At 65.7% G+C, this 15,140-nt stretch carries 11 protein-coding genes; 2 read left to right on the top strand and 9 right to left on the bottom strand.

Annotated elements, in window-relative coordinates; all coding sequences use genetic code 11:
• Nucleotides 1-2: 2 nt before the first annotated feature.
• The 6 genes from K4L06_RS09230 to K4L06_RS09205 all read right to left on the bottom strand — a co-directional run bounded on the left by K4L06_RS09230 (nt 3) and on the right by K4L06_RS09205 (nt 7,356).
• On the bottom strand, nt 3-1,001 hold the full coding sequence (locus K4L06_RS09230) for a hypothetical protein (protein ID WP_221671109.1): 999 nt from the start codon (nt 999-1,001) through the stop codon (nt 3-5).
• A complete protein-coding gene (locus K4L06_RS09225) occupies nt 998-2,191 on the bottom strand; it encodes a DUF3696 domain-containing protein (protein ID WP_221671108.1) in 1,194 nt (397 codons plus the stop codon). The genes K4L06_RS09230 and K4L06_RS09225 overlap by 4 nt, the downstream gene beginning before the upstream one ends.
• Nucleotides 2,192-2,317: 126 nt before the next feature.
• Complete coding sequence (aceE, locus tag K4L06_RS09220; RefSeq protein WP_221671107.1) at nt 2,318-5,023, bottom strand: pyruvate dehydrogenase (acetyl-transferring), homodimeric type; 2,706 nt, start codon at nt 5,021-5,023, stop codon at nt 2,318-2,320.
• Between the two features lie 579 nt (nt 5,024-5,602).
• Nucleotides 5,603-6,139: a transposase gene (locus K4L06_RS09215; protein ID WP_255595034.1), complete on the bottom strand. Its 537-nt coding sequence runs from the start codon at nt 6,137-6,139 to the stop codon at nt 5,603-5,605.
• A gap of 267 nt (nt 6,140-6,406) precedes the next feature.
• Nucleotides 6,407-6,745: a multidrug efflux SMR transporter gene (locus K4L06_RS09210; protein WP_255595033.1), complete on the bottom strand. Its 339-nt coding sequence runs from the start codon at nt 6,743-6,745 to the stop codon at nt 6,407-6,409.
• Complete coding sequence (locus tag K4L06_RS09205) at nt 6,742-7,356, bottom strand: glutathione binding-like protein (protein ID WP_221671106.1); 615 nt, start codon at nt 7,354-7,356, stop codon at nt 6,742-6,744. The genes K4L06_RS09210 and K4L06_RS09205 overlap by 4 nt, the downstream gene beginning before the upstream one ends.
• Before the next feature lie 83 nt (nt 7,357-7,439).
• Here K4L06_RS09205 and K4L06_RS09200 point away from each other — a divergent pair, with 83 nt between their 5' ends.
• Nucleotides 7,440-8,333 (top strand): LysR family transcriptional regulator, encoded by an 894-nt coding sequence (locus tag K4L06_RS09200; RefSeq protein ID WP_221671105.1) that lies wholly within the window; start codon nt 7,440-7,442, stop codon nt 8,331-8,333.
• A gap of 345 nt (nt 8,334-8,678) precedes the next feature.
• Here the strand turns inward: K4L06_RS09200 and K4L06_RS09195 are convergent, their stop codons facing one another.
• On the bottom strand, nt 8,679-9,569 hold the full coding sequence (locus tag K4L06_RS09195; RefSeq protein WP_221671104.1) for a LysR substrate-binding domain-containing protein: 891 nt from the start codon (nt 9,567-9,569) through the stop codon (nt 8,679-8,681).
• A gap of 145 nt (nt 9,570-9,714) precedes the next feature.
• On the opposite strand from K4L06_RS09195, the gene K4L06_RS09190 reads away from it, so the two are divergent.
• On the top strand, nt 9,715-10,320 hold the full coding sequence (locus K4L06_RS09190; RefSeq protein ID WP_221671103.1) for a flavodoxin family protein: 606 nt from the start codon (nt 9,715-9,717) through the stop codon (nt 10,318-10,320).
• Nucleotides 10,321-11,502: 1,182 nt separating this feature from the next.
• Here K4L06_RS09190 and K4L06_RS09185 read toward each other — a convergent pair.
• On the bottom strand, nt 11,503-13,794 hold the full coding sequence (locus K4L06_RS09185; protein WP_221671102.1) for an NADP-dependent malic enzyme: 2,292 nt from the start codon (nt 13,792-13,794) through the stop codon (nt 11,503-11,505).
• Between the two features lie 195 nt (nt 13,795-13,989).
• Nucleotides 13,990-15,093 carry an ABC transporter substrate-binding protein gene (locus K4L06_RS09180; protein WP_221671101.1) on the bottom strand — a complete coding sequence of 368 codons (1,104 nt, stop codon included), beginning with the start codon at nt 15,091-15,093 and terminating at the stop codon, nt 13,990-13,992.
• Nucleotides 15,094-15,140 lie beyond the last annotated feature (47 nt).

Here is a 15,140-nt window from a genome sequence, read left to right as displayed (position 1 = left end):
GATCAAAGTTCTCCAGATATAGTATTCAGCAGGGCACCTAACTCATCACGGCCGTCACGCTCGCGAAGCCCCTTTTCGGTGAAGCATGCTTGATAATTATTAAGCATCTGAAGCATTACGCGCGGCCTTGGCGGAAATATTCTTTCCCTAAAAAGCTCCAGATCAGAGCGCTCGGACGGAGTGTAAAACCCGACGAGCTCTCCGGCGTCGTGCTCACTCTCGGTGAGAAATGATTTTACTGGAAGATGGTCTCTTTGCTGGGAGGTGCGCCTCAGAAGAGCATCGATCAGCGCCTGATAGGCTTTTCCCGGATTCTTCTTGCGAGCCTCAATATAGACTTCATTGGGCAAATAATTTTCTATGCATCGCTTTTCTAGAATATGTAACGCTGCGCCGGCATCAAGACAGACCTGCTTTATCTCTTCAATTTTTCTATAACTCATATTTTCTGTATCGCCCGGCCAGCGCTTGTCGCTATCACATAAGACCATTATGCGGGGCGAAACACCGGCAGCAGCTGAGTCTTTAATGAGCCGGGAAATTCGCTGCGGGATTGCATGCAAACCACCAGAGTTCGTCAACTCGTAACCGGAAGGAATCACTTTTTTGCCGCGCGCCCACAGATCTTTCAACTCATCTGCGCCCAACACAGACATGATCAGATCGAGAAAAACACCATCCGCCTCCCGATCCTCGACCAATATAACCAGCGGCGAATAAGCAGCTTTAACTGCAGAATCAATTTTCTCTGGAGAATCTACCACGATGCTTTTCCGATGTATCTCATGCACCGGCCTAACCGGAGGCATTGCCAACATCGAACTTACAAGTTTTTTCCGTGTACTTCTCGCCGATGTATACCATTGAGATTCCTCGAGGAGATCCGCCCCTGGAAAATCAAACTTGTGGACTTCATCAGCAACCCGATCCACCAGTCTGTCGAAAGACGCGAGTGAAAGATCCCCGCCATTTAGCGCCTTGTCCGAAATAACAAACTTCATTCGCCACCCTTGCGGCGCTGAGCACGACGAATCGCGGCGACCTCCCTAAAATTCTCGTCAAACACGCCTTCTGGCCACCAGTCAAGGTCACCATTTGCATCCATATTTATCCTGCGCAGCACGCTACCTTCGTAGTCACTCTCAACAAAATATATGGCAACCATGTTTGCCGGGATGACGCCTTCAGCCACTCGTCGCTGCACACGAAGCAACACAGCTTCTGAGTTCGTTTCCACAATTACCTGTCCGCCCCCCCTTACCGCACTATTGACATATAAATCGGCCAATGGAGCTTGCGCAGCCGAATGCAGATGCAATTCGGGCTGTTCAACGATATCTAAAAAATGATCTTTCGACCGGGCCCTCCAAAGTTGATGAGCAACAATAGGCAGAACCTGCTGAAGCCCCTCCCCTCCTTGAGACAAGTTCACTGTTACGGAACTTGAAGGCCGACTCAGCCGAATATTGAATGCATCATTTTGTCGCTGGAGAGAAAGCCTCCACCCCCCCATATTATTTAGATACCAAGTGGAGACATCCTCTAGCAATTGGTCGTCTTGCCGTAAAAGTTGAGGAACCCCCTCTCCTTTCCAGCCCAATGCAGAGAAAGGTTCATTTTCGTACCCGGTAGCAATCCTCTCTCGAATTGGACCTAAGTGAATCATTCGATCCAAGAGAGAACTCGCCCCCCTTCTCCATGCATCTAGGCCCAGAGTTGTTGGCAACATGCCCTTAAACGATTGCCGGTCCTCGGAATTCGCGGAAGATGAAGGATTGCCAATACGTAAACGCGTCGGAGACCTCATCTCATACTCCCAAATTTTCGGAGCATCCTCCGCAGAGAAAAGCCCTTGTATGTAAAGCTTCACATCAAAATCTAGCTCCCCCACCCCCTCCTCTTCGGCAACAACACCAAAATACGGCATATTATAAAATGCCGCATCGTAAACTAAATCAATAAAATTATTCCCATATTTCAAGCCTCGAACTTCCGTGGGGAATGCTCTTCCATCCTCGGCAGCCAGCCCGCCAACCACTAGCCTCGGCAATCGTGCGACAGCGCTTTTCCCGCTGTTATTTTTCCCCAAAACGAGTGTTAATGGCTCAATAGAAAATGACTGCATCCCGCGACCATTTTTCTCCGGCGGGAACCCTTTGTATCCGTGAAATTTTATGCATTTAATCTTCATATTCTTGGCCAGGGTTTTCGCCGATTGTGCTCGCAGGACGCGCCTAACTACTTAAGGCTCTCACTAATCTAGCTCATAAAAGCGAAGAAGGCGGCCTAAGGCCGCCTTCTTGTTCACCAATGGAATTCAAACCCCCAACGGATTCGGCTTCTCCACATCGATCTTGTACTGCTTGATCGCCCGAGCCACGTCCTTCCCGGTCATCTTGCCTTCCGCCGCCAGCGCCGCGATGGCGGCGTGGGCGATGTAGTACCGATCAACTTCGAAGTGGCGGCGCAGGTTGGCGCGGGTGTCGCTGCGGCCGAAGCCGTCGGTGCCGAGCACGGTGTAGCGCATCGGCACGTAGGCGCGGACTTGTTCCGGGTACATGCGGATGTAGTCGGTCGCGGCGATGGCCGGGCCCTGGCGGCCGTCGAGCAGTTCGGTGATGTAGGGCTTGCGCGGGGTCTTGGCTTCGGGGTTGACGCGGTTCCAGCGCTCGGCGTCGATGGCTTCGCGGGCCAGCTCGTTGAAGCTGGGGCAGGACCAGATGTCGGCGGTGACGCCGAAGTCCTTGTCCAGCAACTCGGCCGCGGCGATGGCTTCGCGCAGGATGGTGCCGCTGCCCATCAGCTGGACGCGCAGTTCGCCCTTCTTGGGCTTGCCGGCGTCCTTGAGCAGGTACATGCCCTTGATGATCCCGTCCGCGCTGCCTTCCGGCATGTCGGGGTGCGGGTAGTTCTCGTTCATCAGGGTGAGGTACCAGTACTCGTCGCGCTGCTCGGTCAGCATGCGCTGCATGCCGTGCTGGAGCAGGGTCACGACTTCGTAGCTGAAGGTCGGGTCGTAGCTGCGGCAGTTCGGGATCAGGCCGGCCTGGATCATGCTGTGGCCGTCTTCGTGCTGCAGGCCTTCGCCGTTGAGCGTGGTGCGGCCGGCGGTGGCGCCGAGCAGGAAGCCGCGGGCGCGCATGTCGGCGGCCTGCCAGGCGCTGTCGCCGATGCGCTGGAAGCCGAACATCGAGTAGTAGATGTACAGCGGCAGCATCTGCAGGTCGTTGGTGCTGTAGCTGGTGGCGGCCGCCAGCCAGGACGCGAACGCGCCGGCTTCGGTGATGCCTTCTTCCAGCACCTGGCCGGTGACGTCTTCGCGGTAGTACATCAGCTGGTCGCGGTCGACCGGCTTGTACTTCTGGCCGTGCGGGGCGTAGATGCCGAGCTGGCGGAACAGGCCTTCCATGCCGAAGGTGCGGGCTTCGTCGGCGACGATCGGTACCAGGCGCGGGCCGACCTGCTTGTCGCGCAGGGCGATGTTCAGAGCCTGCACGAACGACATCGTGGTGCTGATTTCGCGCTCGCCGGTGCTCTTGAGCAGGCGGTCGTAGGCGTCCAGCTTGGGCACGTCCAGCGAGGTGCTGGCCTTGCGCCGGCGCTGCGGCAGGTAGCCGCCGAGGGCCTTGCGGCGCTCGTGCATGTATTCGACTTCCGGCGACTTCTCGCCGGGGTGGTAGAACGGTACGGCGCCGTCCTTGAGCTGCTCGTCGGTGACCGGGATGTTGAAGCGGTCGCGGAACAGACGGACGGCTTCGTCGTCCATCTTCTTGGTGCCATGGGTCGGGTTGAGCGATTCGCCCGAGGCGCCCATGCCGTAGCCCTTGACCGTCTTGGCCAGGATCACGGTCGGCATGCCCTTGGTGTTCACCGCCTCGTGGTAGGCGGCGTAGACCTTGTGCGGGTCGTGGCCGCCGCGGTTGAGGCGCCAGATGTCGTCGTCGGACAGGTTGGCGACCAGCGCGGCGGTTTCCGGGTACTTGCCGAAGAAATTGTCGCGGGTGTACTTGCCGCCGAAGGCCTTGCAGTTCTGGTATTCGCCGTCGACGGTTTCCATCATCAGCTGGCGCAGCTTGCCGGTGGTGTCGCGGGCCAGCAGCGGATCCCAGTAGCTGCCCCAGACGGTCTTGATGACGTTCCAGCCGGCGCCGCGGAACTGGCCTTCCAGCTCCTGGATGATCTTGCCGTTGCCGCGCACCGGGCCGTCGAGGCGCTGCAGGTTGCAGTTGATGACGAAGATCAGGTTGTCGAGGCCTTCGCGGCCGGCGACCGAGATCGCGCCGAGCGATTCGGGTTCGTCGGTCTCGCCGTCGCCGAGGAAGGCCCAGACCTTGCGGTCGGACTTCGGCATCAGGCCGCGGCCTTCCAGGTACTTCCAGTTGCGGGCCTGGTAGATCGCGCTGATCGGGCCCAGGCCCATCGACACGGTCGGGATCTGCCAGTAATCGGGCATCAGCCAGGGGTGCGGGTAGGAGCTGACGCCGCGGCCGTCGACTTCCATGCGGAAGTGGTCGATCTGCGATTCGCTGATGCGGCCTTCGAGGAAGGAGCGCGCGTAGATGCCGGGCGAGCTGTGGCCCTGGATGCCGACCAGGTCGCCGGGGTGATCGGCCGAGGGCGCGCGCCAGAAGTGGTTGAAGCCGACGTCGTACAGGGTGGCCGCCGAGGCGAAGCTGGCGATGTGGCCGCCGAGGTCGCCGGGCTTGCGGTTGGCGCGCACGACCATGGCCATGGCGTTCCAGCGGATCAGCGAGCGGATCCGCCATTCCATCGCGGCGTCGCCGGGGCTCTTGGCCTCCAGGTGCGGCGGGATGGTGTTGATGTATTCGGTGGTGGGCTGGAACGGCAGGTGGGCGCCGGCGCGGCGGGTCACCTCGACCATGCCCTCAAGCAGCTGGTGGGCGCGCTCGGCGCCGTCGCGGGCGATGACGGCCTGGACGGATTCGACCCATTCCTGGGTTTCGGTCGGATCGGGATCGTTCTGGAGCAGGTCGTGCAAAGAGCTGGCAAGCGGCTGATTCATCGATCTCGCGGCCCCGTGGCCGCGCCTCGGAGGTGGGGGGCGGATTAGAGCCCCGAGTCTAACAAACGGCGACCGGGTTACGGCTTGCGGGGGGTGGCCGGTGGGGTGGAATAGTTCGTTTTGGCTAGGGGCGTTGGTGTGGATACGGGGGCGTGTGGTGGGTGTGTGACGGTGGCCTTTGCCGCTGCGGGTCGGGTGGGTTTTTTGTAGGAGCGGCGTGAGCCGCGATATCCGCAGCGGTGGTCGACAGCGCGTTGGCCGAAGCTGGTCGAATCGGGGTGTTGGGGATGTTCGTTCCGGTTGGCCGGGCTTCGGATGGGGCGCTTGCGTGCATCGCTGCGGATGTCGCGGCTTACGCCGCTCCTACAGGGGGCGGTACGCCGTCTTACGGGGTGGGACGCCATCGATCGTGACGGTTTTTTGTAGGAGCGGCGTGAGCCGCGACAGCCGCAGCGGTGTTTGACAGCGCGTTGGCCGAAGCCGGCCGAATCGGGGTGTTGGGGATGTTCGTTCCGGTTGGCCGGGCTTCGGATGGGACGCTTGCGTGCACCGCTGCGGATGTCGCGGCTCACGCCGCTCCTACAGAGGTGGGTTCGTCGCCAGGCGGTGCGGTGGGGCGGCACGGGTGTGGGGCGGGACGCCGTCGATCCAGACGGCGCCCCAGTAGGGGTAGTCGCCGATGCTTTGGACCAGACCGGCGCGCAGTGGGTTGGCGACGAGGTAACGGGCTGCGCTTAGCAAGCAGTCGTCCTGGCGCAGCGCGCGGTCGTGGTAGGCGGCGGCCCATACCTGGCAGGCCAGCGGCAATGCGAAGCGGATGTGGCGGGCGGTGTTGGATTTCAGCCGGCACATCAGGTCCGGCAAGGTTTCCCAGGCGCCGAGTTCGATCAGTCCGTGCCAGTGGTCGGGCATCAGCACCCAGGCGAGCAGCCGCGAGCGCGGCCAGAGGCGGCGGTCGAGCAAGGCCTCGGCCATGGTGTGGGCGAGGATGGGATCGGCGAACAGCGCGCGGCGGTCGCGGGTGACGCAGGTGACGAAATAGACACGGCCGGATTCGGATGCGCGGCCGCGACGCAACGCGGCATGTCCGGGTGGGCGTGGCGGGATCGGGGCCATGCGGGCAGCGTGGTCGCTGCGGCGTTGAAGCGGGATCGGAATAGGCGACGTCGCGCGGTGGGGTTTCGCCGCAGCCGGTTGTCGCGGCATAGCCGCCCTTTGTAGGAGCGGCGTAAGCCGCGACAACCGAAGCGGTGATCGAAAGCGTTGTAGCCGAAGCGGTGATGCGTTGGTTGCGGCAGGTTTCGGATGGTGCGCTTGCGTGCGTCGCTTCGGTTGTCGCGGCTCACGCCGCTCCTACAGGGGCGGCACGCAGGGTGGCACGGCTCACGCGCTACGCAACACCACGATGCCGGCAACCACCAAACCGACGCCGGCCAGGCGCATCGGGGTCAGGGCTTCGCCGAACAGGACCGAGCCGATCAACACGGTGCCGGCGGCGCCGATGCCGGTCCATACAGCGTAGGCGCTGCCGACCGGCAGCGCGGTCAGGGCGCGGCCGAGCAGCCAGACGAAGGCGATCAGCGAGATCACCGAGACCACGCTCCAGCCCAGGCGGGTGTAGCCCTGGGACAGTTTCATGGTCAGCGCCCAGACCACGTCGATCAGGCCGGCGGCGATCAGCAGGGTCCAGGCCGTGCCGGGGCGCAGCATTTCCGCGTTCATGGGGTCTTCTCCCGGCGCAAGGCCTCGGCGACGGCCGGGCGGGCGCGCACGCGTTCGAGGTAGGCGGCGATGTTGGGGTAGTCGTCGAGCGCGATCTTCAGCGGCCGCACCCAGTCGACGACGGTGAACAGGTAGGCGTCGGCGATGCCGAAGCGCTCGCCCAGCAGGTACTGGCGGCCTTCGAGGTGGCGCTCGACCACCGCCAGGCGCTTGAACAACCGCTCGCGGGCGACCTGGGCGGCCTGTTCGCCGTATTCGGGGTGGAACAGCCAGGGGCTGAAGGTCTTGTGCAGTTCGGTGCCGATGAAGACCAGCCAGCGGTGCAGTTCGTCGCGCTCGGCGGTGCCGGCGGGCGGGGCCAGGCCGCCCTCCGGATGGGCGTCGGCCAGGTGCAGCAGCATCGCCGAGCCTTCGGTGAGGACGCGGCCGTCGTCGAGCTCCAGCACCGGCACGTAGCCGAGCGGGTTGATCTGGCGGAAATCGCGGCCGTCGGCGACCACGACCGGGTCGGCGCCGATGCGCACCCGGCTGAGTTCGACGTCGAGACCGAGTTCGCGGATCGCCAGGTGCGGGGCGAACGAGCAGGTGCCGGGGGTGAAGTACAGTTTCATGAGTGCGCTCCGTTGGGATGGCGCTACTTTCGGCGTCCGCCGCGGCGGCGCCAACACGGCGAATCGACAAGGATTGCTTGCAGATGCGACACGAACGCTTGGGCCTGGACGACCTGGAACTGGTGCGCGCGATCGGCGCGCACGGCAGCCTGACCGGCGCGGTCAAGGCGCTGGGGCTGGATCATTCGAGCGCGTTCCGGCGCCTGGCGGCGGTCGAGGCGCGGGTCGGCGCGGCGCTGTTCCGGCGCAGCCGGCGCGGTTACACGCCGACCGACGCGGGCGAGCTGACCATCGCCGGGGCGCAGCGCATGCTGGCCGAGAGCGAGCGCCTGCAGCGCGAGCTGTCGGGGCGCGACGCGCGCACCGAGGGCCGGATCCGGATCACCCTGCCCGACACGCTGGCGCCGGTGGCGGCGCGGATGTGCGCGGCGTTCCGCGCCGAGCAGCCGGGGCTGCGTTGCGAGTTGGTGATCGCCAATGCGTTCCTGAGCCTGCAGCAGCAGGACGCGGACGTGGCCTTGCGCGCCAGCGCGCTGGCGCCGGAGGGTTTGTCGTCGCGCAAGGTCGCGGCGATTTCGATCGCGGCGTATGCGGCCAAGGCCTCGCTGCCGGCGCGGGCGAAGCTGTTGGACGAGACGGCGTTGGTGCAGGGCGATTGGGTGGCGCTGGACGAGAGCCTGGCGCATCTGTCCTCGGCGCAGTGGTTGCAGGGGCGGGTGGCGGAGGAACGCATCGCGATGCGGGTCAATACGCTGCCGGCGGCGTTGGCGGCGTGCGAGGCGGGCTTGGGGCGGGCGTTGTTGCCGTGCTATCTGGCCGATGCCTCGCCGTGGGTGCGGCGGATTTCGGCGCCGCTGGCGCCGGTGCAGACGGATCTGTGGTTCGCCACCCATCCGGACCTGCGCCGCTCGGCGAAGGTGAAGCTGTTGCGCGAGTTCGCGCTGCGCTGGTTGCCGGGGGAGGTGGCGCTGGCGTGACGGTGTTGTAGGAGCGGCGCGAGGCGCGATAAGGGGATGCGGAGAAAATGCGGGTGACGTCGTCGTTGGTCGGGGTTGCGAGTGCGACTGCGGCATGGCGCCAAGAGCAAATCCCCCCTGCCCCCCTTTTTCAAAGGGGGGAATCCTTCGGGTGGGATTATTAGCACGGTGAGTGCGTGGCTTCTTGTAGGAGCGGCGTGAGCCGCGACAGCCGAAGCGACGTTCGGAAGCGAGGGTTCCGAAGCGCGGTGTGTAGGTGCGAGGTTTCGGATAAGACGCTGACGTCAACCGCTTCGGTTGTCGCGGCTCACGCCGCTCCTACAGGGGGCGGTACGCCGCTTGGCATCAAAGCGCGCGCATCTCGGCGTCGAGCCAGCGCAGGAAGGCGCGTACCGGCGGGTGGCGTTCGCGGCCGGGGACGGTGAGGACGTGGTAGGTCTCGCCGGGGACGGTGATGTCGGGGCGCACGGGCGCGAGCAGGCCGCGGGCGACGCTGCCGGTCACCACGATCGAACTCGCCAGCACCAGGCCCTGGCCGGCGCCGGCGGCGTGCATGGCGTAGTGCTCTTCGTCGTAGTCGCGCACCACCGTGTCCGGGCCCAGCCAGTCGACGCCGGCTTGTTCGCACCACGCCGCCCAACTGCAGGGGTACAGGGTCGAATCGCTCCAGGCCACGCCGATCAGGGTCGGCGCCGGATCGGCGGCGAGTTGTTCGATCCGGTCCGGAGCGCCGTAGACGCCGAAGTGTTCGCGCAGGCCGCCGTGACGCACCAGGTCGGCGGGCACCGCGCCGCCGTAGCGGATCGCGACGTCGACGCCGGCGTCGAGGTTGAGGTCGACCACGTGCGCGCCGGTGTCGATGCGCAGGCTGAGCTCGGGATGCTGCTGGTAGAAGCGGCCGATGCGTGGGATCAGCCACAGCGCGGCGAACGAGGCGGTGGTGGTGACGGTCAGGCTGCCGGCGCTGCGCTGCGGGCGCAGGCTGTCGACGCTGTGGACGACGTCGAGCAGGGCGCCGTGCACGGCGTCGAACAAGCGCCGGCCTTCGGCGGTCAGCGCCACGCCGCGGGCGCGGCGTTCGAACAGGGCGGCGCCGAGCCAGGATTCGAGTTGGCGGACCTGGTGCGAGATCGCGGTCGGGGTGACGTGCAGTTCCTCGGCCGCGGCCTTGAAGCTGAGCCGGCGGGCGGCGGATTCGAAGCTGCGCAGGGCGGTCAGGGGCAGGTCGGCGAACACGGACGGCTCCGGTTTGAGCTGAATTCAACTCATCTCAAGCGAATTTTTGTCTTTTGTAGAGCTATCTGTCGGCGATTTAGATTCATCGCTCCGGCCAGCCTAGCGCCGCTATCGATGCCACTCAATGACCGCCAGCCCACCCCGTTTGCTGATCCTCGCCGCCAGCCCCCGCCGCAACGGCAACAGCGCCGCCCTGGCCGCCGCCGTGCGCGAGGGCGCCGAAGCCGCCGGCACGCCGGCGGTGGTGCGCTTCCTCGACGACCATTTGACGGGATTCCTGCGCGATTGCCGTCAGTGCCGCGACGCGGACGGGCGCTGTCGGATCGACGACGGTTTCCGCGATCTGTTTTTCGACGAGTTCCTGCCGGCGCAGGGCGTGGCGCTGTGCACGCCGGTGTACTGGTACGGGATGTCGGCGCAGGCGAAGGCGTTCTTCGACCGGATGTTCTGCTATTTCGCCCGCAGCTATCCGGATTACGCGCAAACGCGTGCCGGCGTGGCGGGCAAGAAGGTGGCGCTGCTGACGGCGTCGGAGGAGATCTATCCGGGGATCGCGCTGGGGATCGTGCAGCAGCTGCAGGAGTACGCGCGCTATACGCGTTCGCAATTCATCGGCACGGTGCACGCCTACGGCAATCAGCGTGGCGAGATCGTCGATGCGCCGGAAGCGCCGTTGCAGGCGGCGCGCGCCCTGGGCCGCGAATTTTTCCAGCGGCGGTACTGGGACCTGCAGTTCGATAGCGTTCGCTGAGGGCGGCCGCATTCCCTGTAGGAGCGGCGTGAGCCGCGACAGGGGACGCGGAGAAAACAGGAGCGCCGTCGTCGTCGGTCGGAGCGAGCAGCGTCATCGACGCATGGCGCTAGAAGCAAATCCCCCCTACCCCCCTTTTTCAAAGGGGGGTAGGGGGGATTTGCTTCTAGCGCCATGCGTCGATGACGCTGCTCGCTCCGACCGACGACGACGGCGCTCCTGTTTTCTCCGCGTCCCCGGTCGCGGCTCACGCCGCTCCTACAAAAGCCGATCTCGCGCCCTTGCGGTTCCCCCCTTTGAAAAAGGGGGGTAGGGGGGATTTGCTTCTAGCGCCATGCCTCGATGACGTTGGCCGCTCCGACCGACGACGACGGCGCTTCTGTTTTCTCCGCGTCCCCGATCGCGGCTCACGCCGCTCCTACAAAAGCCGATTTCGCGCCCTTGCGGTTCCCCCCCCTTTGAAAAAGGGGGGGTAGGGGGGATTTGCTTCTAGCGCTATGCCTCGATGACGTTGGTCGCTCCGACCGACGACGACGGCGCTCTATTTTCTCCGCGTCCTCGGTCGCGGCTCACGCCGCTCCTACAGAAGCCGATCTCGCGCCCTTGCTGTTCCCCCCTTTTTCAAAGGGGGGAACAGCAAGGGCGCGAGATCGGCTTCTGTAGGAGCGGCGTGAGCCGCGACCGAGGACGCGGAGAAAATAGAGCGCCGTCGTCGTCGGTCGGAGCGACCAACGTCATCGAGGCATAGCGCTAGAAGCAAATCCCCCCTACCCCCCCTTTTTCAAAGGGGGGGGAACCGCAAGGGCGCGAAATCGGCTTTTGTAGGAGCGGCGTGAGCCGCGATCGGGGACGCGGAGAAAACAGAAGCGCCGTCGTCGTCGGTCGGAGCGGCCAACGTCATCGAGGCATGGCGCTAGAAGCAAATCCCCCCTACCCCCCTTTTTCAAAGGGGGGAACCGCAAGGGCGCGAGATCGGCTTTTGTAGGAGCGGCGTGAGCCGCGACCGGGGACGCGGAGAATATAGAGCGCCTTCGTCGTCGGTCGGAGCGACCAGCGTCATCGAGGCATGGCGCTGGAAGCAAATCCACCCCTAGCCCCCCTTTTTCAAAGGGGGGGAATGCTTCGGGTGGGAACGCTGGGGATCAGGCGGCGACGCGGGCTGGCCGCGTCGCCGGAACCCGGTCAGGCCTTGCGCTCGGCCTCGCGCGCGGCGCGGATCTGGGCGTCGACTGCGGCGATCGCGGTCATGTTGACCACGCGGCGCGGGGTCGAGGCCGGGGTCAGGATGTGCGCCGGCTTGTCCAAGCCCATCAGGATCGGGCCGATCGCCACGCCGTCGGTCATCACCCGGACCATGTTGTAGGTGATGTTGGCGGCGTCCAGGTTGGGCAGCACGAACAGGTTGGCGCGGCCGTGCAGGGTGGCGTTGGGGAAGATGCGCTTGCGCAGCAGATCGTCCCAGGCCGTGTCGGCCTGCATCTCGCCGTCGATTTCCAGCTTGGGCTGGCGCTGCTTCACGATCTGCCGGACCTTGCGCATCTTCGCCGCCGACGGGTTGTCGTGGCTGCCGTAGTTGGAGTGCGACAGCAGCGCGACCTTGGGCTCGATGCCGAACAGCTTGAGGCGGTAGGTCGCCTGCAGGGTGGCTTCGGCGATCTGCTCGGCGGTCGGGTCGACCTGCACGTGGGTATCGAGGAAGAACCACGCGCCCTGGTCGTTGATCACGCCGGTCATCGCCGCGGTGCCGGACACGCCCGGGTCGAAGTCGAAGATGCTGCGCATGTAGCCCAGCTTCTTGTGGAAGCGGCCGACCAACCCGGAGATCATCGCATCGGCTTCGCCGCGTTCGACCATCAGCGCCGCAATAAGAGTCGGGCGCGAACGCAGCAGGTTCTTGGCCGCCGCCGGGGTCACGCCGCGGCGTTCGGTCAGGGCGTGGTACTGCTGCCAGTAGTCGTTGAAGCGCGGGTCGTCGTTGATGTTGGTCAACTCGAAGTCGACGCCTTCGCGCATGCGCAGGCCCAGGCGCTGGATGCGGGTCTCGATGACGTCGGGGCGGCCGATCAGGATCGGATAGGCCAGCTCTTCGTCGATCACCGTCTGCACCGCGCGCAGCACGGTCTCTTCCTCGCCCTCGGCATAGACCACGCGCTTGCGGTCGGCGCGGGCCTTGTCGTACACCGGCTTCATCAGCAGGCTGGTGCGGTAGATGTACTGGCTGAGCTTTTCTTCGTAGGCGTCCATGTCGGCGATCGGACGCGCGGCGACGCCGGAGTCCATCGCCGCCTTGGCCACGGCCGGGGCCAGCATCACCAGCAGGCGCGGGTCGAACGGGCGCGGGATCAGGTACTCGGCGCCGAAGGTCGGCACTTCGCCGCCGTAGGCGCCGCCGAGGTCGGAGGACTCCATCCGCGCCAGCTGGGCGATCGCGCGCACGCAGGCCAGCTTCATCTCCTCGTTGATCACCGTCGCGCCGACGTCGAGCGCGCCGCGGAAGATGTAGGGGAAGCACAGCGCGTTGTTGACCTGGTTCGGGTAGTCCGAACGGCCGGTGGCGATGATGCAGTCCGGACGCACGGCCTTGGCGTCCTCCGGCAGGATTTCCGGATAGGGATTGGCCAGGGCCAGGATGATCGGCTTGTCGGCCATGGTCGCGACCATCTCGGCCTTGAGCACGCCGCCGGCCGACAGGCCCAGGAACACGTCGGCGCCGGCGACGATGTCGGCCAGGGTGCGCTTGTCGGTGTCGCGCGCGTAGCGCTCCTTGTCCGGGTCCATCTTGCCGCGGCCGGTGTAGAGCACGCCGTCGCGGTCGACCGCGAGGATGTTCTCCGGCTTCATGCCCAGGGCGACCAGCATGTCCAAGCAGGCGATGCCGGCCGCGCCGGCGCCGCTGGTGGCCAGCTTCACCTCGCCGATGTTCTTGCCGACGATCTCCAGCGCGTTGAGCACCGCGCTGCCCACGATGATCGCGGTGCCGTGCTGGTCGTCGTGGAACACCGGGATCTTCATCCGCTCGCGCAGCTTGCGCTCGACGATGAAGCACTCCGGCGCCTTGATGTCTTCCAGGTTGATGCCGCCGAAGGTCGGCTCCAGCGAGGCGATGATGTCGACCAGCTTGTCCGGGTCGCGCTCGTCGATCTCGATGTCGAACACGTCGATGCCGGCGAACTTCTGGAACAGCACGCCCTTGCCTTCCATCACCGGCTTGCCGGCCAGCGGGCCGATGTCGCCCAGGCCGAGCACGGCGGTGCCGTTGCTGATCACCGCGACCAGGTTGCCGCGGGCGGTGAGCTCGCTGGCGGTGTTCGGGTCCTCGACGATCGCCTCGCAGGCGTAGGCCACGCCCGGCGAGTAGGCCAGGGCCAGGTCGCGCTGGGTCACCATCGGCTTGGTCGCGGTGACCTTGATCTTGCCCGGCGGGTTCAGGCGGTGGTAGTCGAGCGCGGCGGTTTTCAGATCGTTGTCGGACATCAGATAAAAGTGCCGTGGCAAGGGCGCGAGGTGGTCGGGCTAGCAGTCTAAAGGATCGCCGAGGCGGATTCGCGCGACCGCGTCGGAGGAGTCCTTAGTACTTTGGAGTTGTACCCGGCAGGCGCCGCGGGCGCTTTGCCGAAGCCGGCGCGGGCGGCGCGAAAGCCGCCCGACGCCTGCGTATGGGCGCCCGGCTCAGGGCGCATCGGCGGGCTCCTTGCGGCCGGGCTGGACCGTGCTACGCCAGGCTTCGAGGAACTGGCGGCGCTTGAGCGCGTCCAGATACACCAGCAGGCCGGGGCCGAGGGTGATCGGCCGCAGCGCGCGCACGCCGGCGCCGTCGCGCGCGTGCGGGGCCAGCGGCGCGCCGTCGGCGGCGCGGATCGGCTGCAGCCCGACCTGGCGGGCGAGCAGGGCCTGGCCGCGCGGCGACAGCAGGTAGTCGAGGAAGCGCCCGGCCTCGGCGGCATTGGGCGCGCCGCGCGGGATCAGCGCGGTGCGCAACAGGACCAGGGTGTAGTCCTCGGGCAGGACGATGCCGAGCGGGGCGCCGGCGTCGACCCGGGCCTGGGCGTAGGAGCCCAGCACGTTGTAGGCCAGGGCCAGCTCGCCGCGCGCGACCCGGTCCAGCAGCGCGCCGGTGCGCTCCTCCAGCCGCACCCGGTTGGCGCCGAGCGCGGCCTGCAGGGCGCCGGCCATGCTGCCGAGCTGGTGGTCCTGGGTCGCCAGCAGGTAGCCGACGCTGCTGCGCGAGACGTCGTAGCTGCCGACCTTGCCGGCCAGCGGCGCGGCCGGGTCGCGCAGCAGGGCCAGCAGCTCGCGGCGGGTGCGCGGGACCTTGGCCGGCGGCAGCAGGCGCTTGTTGTAGACGATCACCACCGGCTCGTAGCTGATGCCGAAAGCCTCGTGGCGCCATTGCGACCAGGCCGGCAGGCCGGCGGTGGCGGCCGAGCGATGGGCCAGCGCGTGGCCGTCGTTGGCCAGCTTGGTCTGCAGGTCCATGCCGCTGCTGATCAGCAGGTCGGCGCCGGCGCGGCCGCCCTCGCGCGCCTGCAGATGGCGGCGGTAGATGTCCTGCGCGACCAGGTCGGCGTACTCGACCTCGGTGCCGGGGCGCAGGCGCTGGTAGTCGGCGATCACCGCGGCGAAGTTCTCGATGTCGGTCGAGCCGTGGATGCGCAGGCGGGCGGTAACGGCTTGCGGGGCCTTGAAGACGCGGACGTCGCCGGGGGCGGCGGGGCTGGCAAGAGCGAGGAGCGAGAGGAGAGGAGTGAGGAGTGAGTAAAGGCACAAGCGCACGCCGCCACGCCGCCACAGGCGCCGCTGCCGTTGTTGTTGTTCTTGCT

It is taken from the genome of Lysobacter sp. BMK333-48F3 (assembly GCF_019733395.1).
Lineage (GTDB): Bacteria > Pseudomonadota > Gammaproteobacteria > Xanthomonadales > Xanthomonadaceae > Lysobacter.
The sequence above is the reverse complement of the archived record's forward strand: the minus strand, read 5'-3'. Positions and strand labels throughout refer to the sequence as shown.

Excerpts from the sequence above, each read along its gene's own strand:
- K4L06_RS09215 (WP_255595034.1), bottom strand. The coding sequence starts at position 6,139 with ATGGCCCCGATCCCGCCACGCCCACCCGGACATGCCGCGTTGCGTCGC.
- K4L06_RS09185 (WP_221671102.1), bottom strand. The coding sequence starts at position 13,794 with ATGTCCGACAACGATCTGAAAACCGCCGCGCTCGACTACCACCGCCTG.
- aceE (WP_221671107.1), bottom strand. The coding sequence starts at position 5,023 with ATGAATCAGCCGCTTGCCAGCTCTTTGCACGACCTGCTCCAGAACGAT.
- K4L06_RS09225 (WP_221671108.1), bottom strand. The coding sequence starts at position 2,191 with ATGAAGATTAAATGCATAAAATTTCACGGATACAAAGGGTTCCCGCCG.
- K4L06_RS09230 (WP_221671109.1), bottom strand. The coding sequence starts at position 1,001 with ATGAAGTTTGTTATTTCGGACAAGGCGCTAAATGGCGGGGATCTTTCA.
- K4L06_RS09210 (WP_255595033.1), bottom strand. The coding sequence starts at position 6,745 with ATGAACGCGGAAATGCTGCGCCCCGGCACGGCCTGGACCCTGCTGATC.
- K4L06_RS09205 (WP_221671106.1), bottom strand. The coding sequence starts at position 7,356 with ATGAAACTGTACTTCACCCCCGGCACCTGCTCGTTCGCCCCGCACCTG.
- K4L06_RS09200 (WP_221671105.1), top strand. The coding sequence starts at position 7,440 with ATGCGACACGAACGCTTGGGCCTGGACGACCTGGAACTGGTGCGCGCG.